The 12518-nt window shown below is 62.0% G+C and carries 10 protein-coding genes and 1 pseudogene; 6 read left to right on the forward strand and 5 right to left on the reverse strand.

Annotated elements, in window-relative coordinates:
• Nucleotides 1-325 precede the first annotated feature (325 nt).
• The 3 genes and pseudogenes from ACLGGT_RS15890 to trpA all read right to left on the reverse strand — a co-directional run bounded on the left by ACLGGT_RS15890 (nt 326) and on the right by trpA (nt 2955).
• On the reverse strand, nt 326-1702 hold the full coding sequence (locus ACLGGT_RS15890) for a DNA-packaging protein (protein ID WP_437196798.1): 1377 nt from the start codon (nt 1700-1702) through the stop codon (nt 326-328).
• Nucleotides 1596-1946 carry a hypothetical protein gene (locus ACLGGT_RS15895; RefSeq protein ID WP_008282194.1) on the reverse strand — a complete coding sequence of 117 codons (351 nt, stop codon included), beginning with the start codon at nt 1944-1946 and terminating at the stop codon, nt 1596-1598. Before ACLGGT_RS15895 ends, ACLGGT_RS15890 begins: the two co-directional genes overlap by 107 nt.
• A gap of 218 nt (nt 1947-2164) precedes the next feature.
• Nucleotides 2165-2955, reverse strand: a pseudogene (trpA, locus tag ACLGGT_RS15900) (tryptophan synthase subunit alpha).
• 126 nt (nt 2956-3081) lie between these two features.
• Here trpA and ychF point away from each other — a divergent pair.
• Nucleotides 3082-4179, forward strand: coding sequence for a redox-regulated ATPase YchF (gene ychF / locus ACLGGT_RS15905; protein ID WP_008282196.1), 1098 nt, complete (start codon nt 3082-3084; stop codon nt 4177-4179).
• Between the two features lie 18 nt (nt 4180-4197).
• On the opposite strand, the gene mnmA is transcribed toward ychF, so the two are convergent.
• Nucleotides 4198-5349 (reverse strand): tRNA 2-thiouridine(34) synthase MnmA, encoded by a 1152-nt coding sequence (gene mnmA, locus ACLGGT_RS15910; protein ID WP_008282197.1) that lies wholly within the window; start codon nt 5347-5349, stop codon nt 4198-4200.
• 123 nt (nt 5350-5472) lie between these two features.
• Here mnmA and sciP point away from each other — a divergent pair, with 123 nt between their 5' ends.
• From sciP to ACLGGT_RS15935, 5 genes are all read left to right on the forward strand, one after another.
• Nucleotides 5473-5745: a CtrA inhibitor SciP gene (gene sciP, locus ACLGGT_RS15915; RefSeq protein ID WP_081508463.1), complete on the forward strand. Its 273-nt coding sequence runs from the start codon at nt 5473-5475 to the stop codon at nt 5743-5745.
• Nucleotides 5746-5846: 101 nt separating this feature from the next.
• On the forward strand, nt 5847-6563 hold the full coding sequence (ctrA, locus tag ACLGGT_RS15920) for a response regulator transcription factor CtrA (RefSeq protein WP_008282199.1): 717 nt from the start codon (nt 5847-5849) through the stop codon (nt 6561-6563).
• 103 nt (nt 6564-6666) lie between these two features.
• Nucleotides 6667-8787 carry an NAD-dependent DNA ligase LigA gene (gene ligA, locus ACLGGT_RS15925; RefSeq protein WP_422003420.1) on the forward strand — a complete coding sequence of 707 codons (2121 nt, stop codon included), beginning with the start codon at nt 6667-6669 and terminating at the stop codon, nt 8785-8787.
• Complete coding sequence (gene recG, locus ACLGGT_RS15930) at nt 8784-10874, forward strand: ATP-dependent DNA helicase RecG (RefSeq protein WP_008282201.1); 2091 nt, start codon at nt 8784-8786, stop codon at nt 10872-10874. Before ligA ends, recG begins: the two co-directional genes overlap by 4 nt.
• A 97-nt stretch (nt 10875-10971) precedes the next feature.
• Entirely contained in the window at nt 10972-11094 is a 123-nt protein-coding gene (locus ACLGGT_RS15935) for a hypothetical protein (protein WP_008282202.1), read from the forward strand.
• A gap of 190 nt (nt 11095-11284) precedes the next feature.
• Here the strand turns inward: ACLGGT_RS15935 and ACLGGT_RS15940 are convergent, their stop codons facing one another.
• Nucleotides 11285-12502, reverse strand: coding sequence for a HAMP domain-containing protein (locus ACLGGT_RS15940; protein WP_151979208.1), 1218 nt, complete (start codon nt 12500-12502; stop codon nt 11285-11287).
• Nucleotides 12503-12518: the final 16 nt, after the last annotated feature.

Genomic DNA, 12518 nt, shown 5'->3' on the forward strand with positions numbered 1-12518 from the left:
CCGCACTAGCGGATCTTTGGGTTCCTGTCGACTATTTGAAATAGGGGCCGTTTGAGCATTCAGCACCCCAAGCCGATGACAAGGTGAACCGGGTCTTTGCGCCAGACATGCCGAACCGGTCTTGGGTCAGCGATATCGTCTACGTCTGAACATTGCACAGAGCCGTGTACCTTGCGCCTGTATCCGTTGAATTGAGCCTGCATGCCCCGCGCATTGATCAAAAGATCCATGGCAGGTTTAAGCTATCGTGCCCGGCGTCGCTCGGGGGGCGGCGCCGATGTCCCGGGTCAGGCCCGGGACGTTAGGCCCCCGTCGGCGGTGCGCTTTAGACCCCGCGCACCCTTGGGCGGACCCATTTCGAGGCGGGTTCCACGATGAGATCGGTGAGCGCCCAGACCAAAGCATCGACGCGGTCGGGGCTGCCACGGCCCTCATAGCCGCGCGCGGTCATGGCGCACATCTGATCCTCCAACGTGCCAAGCCCGCGCGCGTGATGCACCCGGCCCTGTTCATAAAGTGCTGCCACCGGCTCTGCCCGTGCCACCTTGCCCCGGCTGGCGTGGACCTTGCGCAGGGGCACGAGGGGGTCGACCTGCCGGATCACCTGTTCCACCAGATCGCCGCCCTGATTGACCTCGGCCACCACCCGTTCTGCCCCCCAAAGCTCGCGTGCGCGGATCACGGCGCGGGCCCAGCGGGCGGGGCTGGCGGCGCTGACGCTGGCATCGGCCAGAACATAGGCGCGCCAGTCCTGCACCGGGCCGCGCGTGATGGCCCCGACCACAATGATCCCGCATTCATCCGATGCGGCATGGCCCGAAACCGGAGGATCAACCGCCACCACCACGCGGTCAAATTCGGGCAAGGTGTCGACGCGCGCGGCCTCTAGCATGGCGGGGCTCCAGAGCGCATCCTCGGCCTCGTCAATCAGCAGGCCATCCAGTTCCTGCCGCCCAAGCCGCGTGCCTGCATAGCGTGCGCGCACCTCGTCAAGGAAGCTCTCGGCGAGATGGGCGCGGTTGGCCTCGGTGGGGGCGGAGCTGGTCACAGTGCTGGGGGTGGCAAGGATATCCTTGAGCACGCCCACATTGCGCGGCGTGGTGGTGACGCAGACGCGCGGCGCTTCGCCCAACCGCAGACCGAATTGCAGCATGTCCCAAGTTTCGCGCGCGCGTTTCCACTTGGCCAGCTCATCCACCCAGGCCCCGTCGAATTGCGGGCCGCGCAGCCCCTCGGGATCATGGGCGGAAAAGGCCTGTGCCACCGCGCCATTGGGCCAGATCAGCCGCTTGCGCGTGGCCTGCCATTCGGGGCGGCGGTCGGGGGGCGAACAGGCGAGAATGCCGCTCTCGCCAAAGATCATCACTTCGCGCACCTGATCAATGGTCTCGCCCACAAGGGCGATCCGCTTGCAGCGGCCTGTATCCATGGGGCGCGCGCCTTCGACCTCGGACCGCACCCATTCTGCCCCAGCGCGCGTCTTGCCCGCACCCCGCCCGCCCATGATCACCCATGTCCGCCAGTCGCCCGAGGGCGGCAGTTGATGCGGCAACGCCCAGAACTCGAAGAGATAGGGCAGGGCTATGAGCTCGCCGTCACTCAGGGCATCGAGAAAGTCGTCCCGGACAGCTTGCCCGTTTGAGACGATCCAATCGGCACCCGATCTGATGCCGGGCGTCGTCGAAATCGAGGGCGTATCCATGGACAATACCAAGGTCTTCTTTTCTGCGTCGTTCAAGTTGTGCCTCCGCTTCCAGAGCGATTTTGAGCCATTGCCGGATCTCGGCGGTGGCCTTGGTCGCGTTTTTCAATTCATCCAGATCACCGGCTCTGATCCGTTGATAGATCTCTGCCAGATCGACGCGCATGTCGGCCAATTGCTGTTCCAGCGCGTTGATCGAGGTGGTCAGGCCGGTGGGCCCCTCGTCGGGGGTGATCAAAACCATGCGTGCTCTTGCCTCATGAGTGGTGTGTTTCGGTGGGCCCCTCTGTCTGCTCGACATGAAAAAACGGCCTCCGGGGTTTCCCCCGGGGCCGTTGCCCATTTCGTCCAGCATGTCACAACCTATACGTGAGGCCGCGCGGTGAGTCAAGTCAGAGCGCTATAGCTTCGACCCGCAACTATCCGTTATATTTACGTTTTATTAATTATTCGGCATGGCACTCAGGCGCGGTGTGCCCCGTCGGCCAGACCTTTTACAAAGGCCAAAACCTCTGTGACCGCTTTGCCCTTGGCAATCTCGCCCACGATGGCCGAGCCCACGACGCAGCCATCGGCAACGCTGGCAATCGTCTGCGCAGTTTCCGGCGTGCGGATGCCAAAGCCCACGATCACCGGTAGATCGGTCTGAGCCTTGATGCGTGCCACCTCGGGGGCGACATCCGCCGCCTCTGCCGCCGCTGCCCCGGTGATGCCGGTGATCGAGACATAATAAACAAAGCCAGAGGTGTTTTCGAGCACCTTGGGCAGGCGTTTGTCATCGGTGGTGGGGGTGGCGAGGCGGATGAAGTTCATCCCCGCCTTGCTGGCCGGAATGCAGAGTTCGTCATCCTCTTCGGGGGGCAGATCAACCACGATCAGCCCGTCGATCCCGGCGGCCTTCGCATCGGTCAGGAACTTGTCCACGCCACGATTGTAGATCGGGTTGTAATAGCCCATGAGCACGATGGGCGTGCTGTCATCGCCTTTACGAAACTCGCGCGCCATGGCCAGCGTTTTTTCGAGCGTCATGCCCGCCGCCAGCGCCCTCTGACCGGCGAGTTGGATGGTTGGCCCGTCCGCCATCGGATCAGTAAAGGGCACGCCCAATTCGATGATATCCCCCCCGCAGCAGGCAGCCCCTGCATCACCGCGAGCGAGGTGTCATAATCCGGATCGCCCGCCATGATGTAGGAAACGAACGCCTTTTTACCGGCGGCCTTCAACTCTGCGAATTTGGCGTCGATACGTGTCATGTTGGTCTGTCCTTCGAATGGGTCCGTGCGGGTTTGGCGCAAAGCGCGCGGGAAATCAATGCCCGGCTTGACCTTGGGGGGCGCAAACCCGTAGATGCGCGCAATTCACCGCATGGAGGGTCTGAGATGGGCTTTAAAATGGGAATCGTGGGCCTGCCCAATGTTGGCAAATCCACGCTCTTTAATGCGCTCACCCGCACGGCTGCGGCGCAGGCGGCGAACTTTCCCTTTTGCACGATCGAGCCGAATGTGGGCGAGGTGGCCGTGCCTGATGCGCGGCTGGACAAATTGGCGCAGATTGCCGGATCCAAGCAGATCATCCCGACGCGCATGACCTTTGTGGACATTGCCGGGCTGGTCAAAGGGGCGTCCAAGGGCGAGGGGCTGGGCAATCAGTTTCTGGCCAATATCCGCGAGACGGATGCGATTGCGCATGTGCTGCGCTGCTTTGAGGATGGCGATGTGACCCATGTCGAGGGGCGCGTTGATCCGGTGGCGGATGCCGATACGATCGAGACCGAATTGATGCTGTCTGATCTTGAGTCGGTCGAAAAGCGGCGCGCAGGCCTGCAACGCAAGCTCAAGGGCGGCGACAAAGAGGCGGCACAGGCCGAGCGGCTCTTGGCCGCGGCGCAGGCCGCGCTGGAAGAGGGACGCCCGGCGCGCACGGTTGAGGTGGATGCCGAAGACATTAAAGCATGGAAAATGCTGCAGCTTTTGACCGCTAAGCCGGTGCTCTATGTTTGCAACGTGGATGAGGGGAATGCCGCGACCGGCAATACCCATTCTGAGGCGGTGGCAAAGATGGCCGCAGAGCAAGGTGCGGCCTCAGTCGTGATTTCTGCGCAGATCGAAGAGGAAATCTCCAAGCTCGAGCCGGAAGAAGCGGAGATGTTTCTAACCGAGATGGGGCTGGAAGAGGCGGGGCTGGATCGGCTGATCCGGGCGGGCTATGGCCTCTTGCATCTTGAGACGTATTTCACCGTCGGGCCCAAAGAGGCGCGCGCCTGGACCATTCCGGCAGGCACGCCGGCGCCCAAGGCGGCGGGCGTGATCCACGGCGATTTCGAGCGCGGATTCATACGGGCCGAGACGATTGCCTATGACGATTTCGTGACACTTGGCGGCGAGCAAAAGGCCAAGGACGCGGGCAAGATGCGGTCTGAGGGCAAGAGCTATGTCGTCAAGGATGGCGACGTTTTGCACTTTCTCTTCAACACCTGAGCGGGGCGTTTTAACGCCTCAGACTGTCGCGCCGCGCCAGATCCAGCCGCCGCCAAGCACGCGCGTGCCGGTGGTTTCATAGAAAACGCAGGCCTGACCGGGCGAGACGCCTTCCTCTGGTGTCAGCAATTCAACCGTCGCCTCGGTGGCGGAAATGGGGCGCAGCACCGCCTCGCGCGGGGGGCGGGTAGAGCGGACCTTGACCGAGATATGCCATTCCGCCTGAGAGGTGAGGGGGGCATCACCCAGCCAGTTGATTTCGCGCAGCGGTACGGTGCGGGTCGAGAGCATGTCCTTGGGGCCGACGATCACGCGGCGCGTGTCGACGTCAAGGCGCACGACATAGAGCGGCTCTTCAAGCCCGCCGATGCCAAGGCCGCGACGCTGACCGATGGTGTAATGGATGACGCCCTCATGCGTGCCAAGGATGCGGCCATCGGCATGGACAATCTCACCGGGTTCGGCGGCACCGGGGCGCAGTTTTTCGATCACGCTGGCGTAATTGCCGTTGGGGACAAAGCAGATGTCCTGACTGTCGGGTTTGTCCGCGACTTGCAGGCCATATTGCGCGGCCAATTCACGCGTCGCCTGTTTCGAGGGCAGATGCCCCAGCGGGAAGCGCAGGAATTCGAGCTGCTCGGGCGTGGTCGAGAACAGAAAATAGGACTGGTCGCGCGCCGAATCAGTGGCGCTGTGCAATTCCGGCCCCTGCACGCCCATCTTGCGCTGAATATAATGGCCGGTCGCCATGCAATCCGCCTCAAGATCGCGGGCGGTTTCCAAGAGGTCCTTGAACTTGACCCGTTCATTGCAGCGGATGCAGGGCACGGGCGTGGCTCCGGCAAGATAGCTATCAGCGAATTCGTCGATCACGGCATCGCGAAAGATGTTCTCGTAATCCAGCACGTAATGCGGAAAGCCCATTTCCTCGGCAACGCGGCGGGCGTCGTGGATATCCACCCCGGCACAGCAGGCGCCCTTCTTGGCCAGAGCCGCGCCATGGTCGTAAAGTTGCAGGGTGACGCCCACCACATCATAGCCCTCGGCGGCCAGATGTGCGGCCACAACAGAGCTGTCAACGCCGCCCGACATGGCGACAACCACACGGGTTTCGGCCGGGGATTTCGGAAACCCAAGGGAGTTCAATGGTTTATTTATGTCCAATGCCATGGCGGCCTCCGCTCGGGTGTTTCAGAATATAGGAAAATCCTAAACACTCTCAAGACCCGGTTTCACACCGCATTAAGCCTGAAAGCGCCATTCTGGGTGCATCAGACCAAAGGGGTGAGCGTCATGTATCTCAAGAAAGTGGAAGGGCCAAGGGCTGTTACCTTGGCGGATGGAACGGTGTTCAGCCGGGCGGATTTGCCGCCCGCCGATACGGCGCGATGGGTTGCATCGCGCAAGTTGGCGGTGGTGCGCGGGGTCGCCTATGGGCTGATCTCGCGGCGTGAGGCGCTCGAAACCTATGGGCTGAGCGAAGAGGAGTTTGACGGCTGGATTGCCGCGGTGGCCAAGCATGGGGAGGGTGCGCTCAAGGTCACGGCATTGGGGGCGTATCGATAACTGCAGGTTGAGCATTTGAGATGTTGAAACAATGGTAACGGGTAGTTAACCATTTTTGAGCAGTGTGATCGGTATCAAAACAATGATCCATGGAGTCCCCAATGCGCGTACTTTTGGTCGAGGATGATCCGACAACCTCGAAAAGCATCGAGTTGATGCTCACCCATGCCAATCTCAATGTCTACACCACCGATCTGGGGGAAGAGGGCATAGATCTGGCAAAGCTCTATGATTACGACCTGATCTTGCTGGATCTGGGCCTGCCGGATATGAACGGGCACGAGGTGTTGCGCCAATTGCGGCTGGCGCGCATTGCCACGCCGATCCTGATCCTGTCAGGGGCGGATGACACCGAAAGCAAGATCAAAGGGTTCGGATTTGGCGCGGATGATTATCTGACCAAGCCATTCCACCGCGATGAGTTGGTGGCGCGTATCCACGCCATCATCCGGCGGTCCAAGGGGCATTCGCAATCGGTGATCCGCACCGGCAAGATCAATGTGAACCTTGATGCCAAGACGGTGGATGCGGGCGGCAAGCCGGTGCATCTGACCGGCAAGGAATACCAGATGCTGGAGCTGTTGAGCCTGCGCAAAGGCACAACCCTGACCAAAGAGATGTTCCTTAACCACCTCTACGGCGGCATGGATGAACCGGAACTCAAGATCATCGACGTGTTTATCTGCAAGCTGCGCAAGAAACTCTGCGAGGCCACCGATGGTGTCAATTACATCGAGACGGTCTGGGGGCGCGGCTATGTGCTGCGGGATCCTGAGCAAGCGACGCTGGGCGGGCGGCCTCTGGCCATTGGGGCCTGAGGGCAGCACAGGCTCTGGACGCTGGGCGGGTCGGGCACTATCACTCTGATCAGGGAGAGGCGGGCAGGGAATGGCCGCCGCATCCGGGATCAGCGAGGGGCCGATGACCGACAAACTTGCCGTTGAGGATCTGACCGAAAGCGAGGCGCAGGCCGAATTGGGGCGGCTTGCGGCGCTCTTGGCGGCGGCAAACCGGGCCTATCACACCGAGGATGCGCCCGAAATCACCGATGCGGCCTATGACGCGCTCAAGGCGCGTAATGCGGCGATCGAGGCGCGCTTTCCTACGCTCAAGCGCGACGACAGCGCATCGGATCAGGTAGGCGCCGCGCCGCTGGATGGCTTTGCCAAGGTGGCCCATAGCATCCGCATGCTGAGCCTGGGCAATGCGTTCGAGCCAGAGGATGTAGCCGAATTCGACAGCCGTATTCGCCGCTATCTGGGCCTGCCGGACGATGCGCCGCTGGCCTATACCGCTGAGCCAAAGATCGACGGGCTAAGCCTGAGCTTGCGATATGTTCAGGGCCGGCTGGTGCAGGCCGCGACGCGCGGCGATGGCGAGGTGGGTGAGAATGTCACCGCCAACGCCCGCACCATCACCGATATTCCCGAGAGTTTGACCGGTGCGCCCGAAATTCTGGAAGTGCGCGGCGAAGTCTATATGAGCCATGCCGATTTCGCCGCGCTGAACGCGCGGCAAGCCGAGAAATCGGACAAACAATTTGCCAATCCGCGCAATGCCGCAGCGGGATCGTTGCGGCAGCTGGATGCCAAGATCACGGCTGCGCGGCCGCTGCGGTTCTTTGCCTATAGCTGGGGCGAGGTAAGCGCGCCCTTGGCCGAGACGCAGATGGGCGCGATTGCGCGTCTGAAGGCGCTCGGGTTTCAAACCAACCCGCTGACAGTGCTCTGTGATGGGGTGGAGGCGCTGCTTGCGCATTACGCGCGGATCGAACAGGCGCGCGCGACCTTGGGCTATGACATCGACGGCGTGGTCTACAAGGTCGATGATCTGGGCCTGCAGGCGCGTCTTGGCTTTCGCTCGACCACGCCGCGTTGGGCGATTGCGCATAAGTTTCCCGCCGAACTGGCCTGGACACGGCTGGAGGCGATCGACATTCAGGTTGGGCGCACCGGCGCGCTGAGCCCCGTCGCACGGCTGACGCCGGTCACGGTGGGCGGCGTGGTGGTCAGCAATGCCACGCTGCATAATGAGGATTACATCGCCGGGCGTGACAGCAAAGGCGAGGTCATTCGCGGCGGCAAGGATATTCGCGTGGGCGACTGGGTGCAGGTTTACCGCGCGGGCGATGTGATCCCAAAAGTGGCCGATGTAGACCTGAGCAAGCGGGCGGAGGGGGCCACACCCTATGTCTTTCCCGCGACTTGTCCCGAATGTGGATCGGATGCGGTGCGCGAAGAAGGCGATGCAGTGCGGCGCTGTGTGGGCGGTCTTATCTGTCCGGCGCAGGCGGTGGAAAAGCTCAAGCATTTCGTATCCCGCGCCGCCTTTGACATCGAAGGGCTGGGGGCCAAGCAGGTAGAGCAATTCTACCGCGATGGCTGGATCAAGGAACCGGCAGATATTTTCCTGCTGCAAGAGCGCTATGGCTCTGGCCTGCAGCAGTTGAAGAACCGCGAGGGCTGGGGCGAAAAGAGCGCGAAGAACCTCTTTGAAGCTATTGAAGAAAAAAGAAAAATACCCTTTGGTCGGTTGCTCTTTGCGCTTGGGATCCGGCATGTGGGCGAGCAGGCCAGTACCCTGATTGCGCGCAATTACGGCACTTGGGATGAGTTCATCGCGGCGATGGACGGGGCCAAGGATTATGAAGGGCCGGAGTGGGAGCGTCTGTTGGGGATCGACGGGGTGGGCACGGTCATGGCGCGCGCCCTTGTCGGGGCCTTTGCAGAGCCGCATGAACGCGGCAGCATTGACCGGCTGACCGAGTATCTGACCGTGCAAGAGGCCGCGCGCCCCAGAACCGATGGCAGCCCGGTTGCGGGTAAGACCGTCGTCTTCACCGGCAGTCTCGAAAAGATGACGCGGGCCGAGGCCAAGGCGCGGGCCGAAGGGCTGGGGGCCAAGGTTGCGGGATCGGTCAGTGCCAAGACCGACCTTTTGGTGGCAGGGCCGGGGGCCGGGTCCAAGGCCAAGAAGGCACAAGACTTGGGGATCGAGACAATTGACGAGGATGGTTGGCTGACCCTGATCGGGGACGCATGAGCGGGCGGCCGGAAATCCTATTTCCGCTTTTTGCCGGGCTGGAAACGCTCGAGGGGATCGGGCCGAAGACCGCGCAAGCCCTCGCTGCGCTCGAGATCACGCGACCGCGCGACCTGATCCTGACACTGCCGCATTCCGGCGTGGATCGCCGCCGCCGCGCCACGGTGCAGGGGGCAGAGATGCCCGGGATCGTGACGGTCGAGGTGACTGTGGGACAGCACCGTCCGCCCTCGCGCAAAGGCGGGCCGTATCGCGTGGTGGTCGAGGATGCTGCCACCAGCTTTCATCTCGTCTTCTTTCATGCCCGCGATGAGTATCTGCGCAAAATGCTGCCCACCGGCGCGCGGCGGATCGTGTCGGGCAAGGCAGAGCTTTTCGACGGAATCGCGCAAATCGTGCATCCCGATCATATGTTGCCTCTTGAGGAGGCATCGGACATCCCTGATTTTGAACCGGTCTATCCGTTGACCGCAGGCGTCACGCAGCGCGTGATGACCAAAGGGGTGCACTCGGCGTTGATGCGCCTGCCAGACCTTACCGAATGGATCGACCCGGTGCAAAAGGCGCAGGCCGGCTGGCCCGATTGGGCCGCTGCGGTGCGTGCCGCCCATAGGCCGCAAGAGGCGCGGGATCTTTCGCCTGCGCATCCGGCACGCGAGCGCTTGGCCTATGATGAGTTGATGGCGCATCAGATGACATTGGCCTTGGCCCGCTCAAAACTGCGCCGCGCCAAGGGGCGCGCGACCGTGGGAACAGGGGTTTTGCAGGCACGGGTGCTCATGGCGCTGCCCTATGCGCTGACCGGGGCGCAAACGCGGGCCATTGCCGAGATTGCCGCCGATATGGCCGCCCCACAACGGATGAACCGGCTGCTTCAGGGCGATGTCGGCGCGGGCAAGACGCTGGTGGCGTTCAAGGCGCTGCTCATCGCGGTCGAAGCGGGCGGGCAAGGGGTGATGATGGCCCCCACCGAAATCCTCGCGCGGCAACATTTGCAGGGCTTGCGCCCCTTGGCCGAGAGTGCTGGCGTGGTGCTCGAAATCCTGACGGGCCGCGACAAGGGCACCGAGCGACGCGCCAAGCTGGCGGCGCTTGCGCGGGGCGATATTCAGATCCTCGTGGGCACCCATGCGGTGTTTCAAAAGGATGTGGAGTTTTCCGATTTGCGTCTGGCCATTGTCGATGAGCAACACCGTTTTGGTGTGCGTCAACGTCTTGAACTGGGCAAAAAGGGCGCACAGGCCGATGTGCTGGTGATGACCGCCACGCCAATCCCGCGCTCACTGGCCTTGGCGCAATATGGCGATATGGATGTGTCGGTGCTGGATGAAAAGCCGCCCGGCCGCCAGCCAATCAAGACGGCGCTGATCAGTATGGGGCGGATTGATGAGGTGGTCGATCACCTGCGCCGCGCCTTGGCCGAGGGGCGTCAGGCCTATTGGGTTTGCCCACTGGTCGAGGAAAGCGAGGTGGTAGACCTGAGCAGCGCCGAGGAGCGGTTCAAGCGGTTGCGCGCAGCCCTTGGGGAGGGCGTTGTGGGGCTGGTGCACGGACAGATGCCGCCCGAGGACAAGGATGCCGCGATGGCCGCGTTTCAACGGGGCGACACAAGCGTTCTGGTCTCGACCACGGTGATTGAGGTTGGGGTGGATGTGCCCAATGCCTCGATCATGGTGATCGAGCGCGCCGAGAGTTTCGGGCTGGCGCAATTGCATCAGTTGCGCGGGCGCGTTGGACGGGGGCAGGCGGCGTCGACCTGTCTCTTGATGTATCAGGCCCCGCTGAGTGAGAGCGGCGAGCGACGATTGACCACGATGCGTGACACAGAGGACGGGTTTCGCATCAGCGAGGTTGATCTGGAGATGCGCGGCGCGGGCGATCTGATCGGAACGGCGCAATCTGGCCTGCCGCGATTTCGCATTGCCGATCTCGAATCGCAATCGGCGCTGATGGCAGTGGCGCAATCGGATGCGCGCAAACTGCTTCACGACGATCCGGACCTTGTGTCAGAGCGGGGACGTGCGGCGCGCGTGCTCTTGTGGTTGATGGAGCAGGATCAGGCAATTCGTTTAATTTCCGTGGGTTAGAATTTTTGTTCACATATGTTCTTAAAAAGTTCTTTACTTGGTGTTTGCGATATGAGAACAAAGTAGCAACACAGAGGTTTTCAGAAGGAGCCCCCAGATGTTGCACCAGATCAAGACGACTGCGACCCGTGCGCAGGATACGATTGTCGGCGATGCGGTTGGCGCGCTTGCGCTGATGGTGACGCTGGTCGGTGCGCTTTATCTGCCCGGTTTTCTCTGATTTCTGCCTGAGTTTCTGCCTGCGGGTTTACCCCGGCTCTGGCTGCATCCCTCCTGTCCCAACTTTGGGGATGCGCCACACCACCTGTCCCATCCGGTTTTCGGGATTTGCCTCAATCCTCCCGAATGTCCGGGGCCTGTGACCCGCTCAACTCTGCCGCCGCCGCTCATCCGAGCGTGCGGCGGTTTTTTCATTCCGAGGGCACAGGGCCGGGGCGCAGGCGCTGCACCAGAACGCTGCCGGTGTCGACGATCCCCTTCATCCGCTCCTCAAGGCGGATCATCTCGGACATGACATGGCGCAGGCGTTCGCTTTCATCGCCCAAAGCACCCAGATCAGCAAAGAGCGCTTCGCTTCCGGCAATCTGCGCCTCGGCATTGGCGACGACGGCGCGCAGATCCTCGATCAGGGCCCCGGCATCCTCGGGGGTCTGGCTGCGCAGGTCAGAGACAGCGCGGCGTGCCGTATCAAACCACGCTTTCGAGAGGCGCGGCTCTGACTTGGCGCTGAGCATCGCGGCGCGCTCCAGTCGCCGGATGCGTCCGGTCAGGGTGTCGATCCGGTCGCGAAGATCGGCTTGGATGGTGACGATGTCATCATTGACCGTGACCACCCGTTGCAGCACCTCATCGAGTTCGCCCATCAGCCGGGTGATGCGGTCTAGAAAGAGGTTGAGATCGCGTGCCAGCACACCGAACTCATCGGCGCTGCGAATTTCGGCGCGGTGGTTCAGCCCGCCATAGGCGCGGGCAAGATTGCTGACCACCGTGCGCAGACCCAAAAGCGGCTCAAGTCGCGCGCGCAGGATCAGAAACAAGAGCACCGAATGCAGCACGATTTTGGCCAGAGCCAAAAGGCCGGTCAGGCGCATATCCTCGATCCATTGCGCGAAATCCGTCGCAAGATCCCGCCGCACCGTCACCTCGCCCAGCACATCCCCCACCTGCGCCTCTGAGTGACAGGCAAGGCAAAAGGGCTCGGCGGTGATTGGCAGGGTGGCGCTTGCATGGGCGGTGTCGGGCCAATCGCCGCGCGGCAAGCCCTCGGGGGTAAACTCGAACCCCTGTTCAATGGAACGGATCGTGACATCGGAGGGGATGATCGCTATGCGGTAACCAAGCCCGTCCCAATTGTCCTGAAGGATCGGATAGACCGTGCGCGCGGCGACCGGCCCGCCTTCGTTGCGCATGATCGAACGCACATCATCGGCGAGATCCTGAGCCGCCTCGGTGGCATCAGTGGCACCATGCACGCGGAATTTGTAATAGACCATCCCCGCCTTGAGCGCGAATTCCAGCACCGTCACCATCAACAGGATGATGAAAAAGTCACGGATCATATGGATCAAAAAGGACTGATCAAATCGCCCGATCAGCGGGCTATTCTGGTCGAGTTTCTGCCCTGTCATGGCGCTGTCCCCGGAT

The sequence above is a fragment of the Roseovarius sp. MS2 genome, assembly GCF_051447875.1.
GTDB classification, from domain to species: domain Bacteria; phylum Pseudomonadota; class Alphaproteobacteria; order Rhodobacterales; family Rhodobacteraceae; genus Roseovarius; species Roseovarius mucosus_A.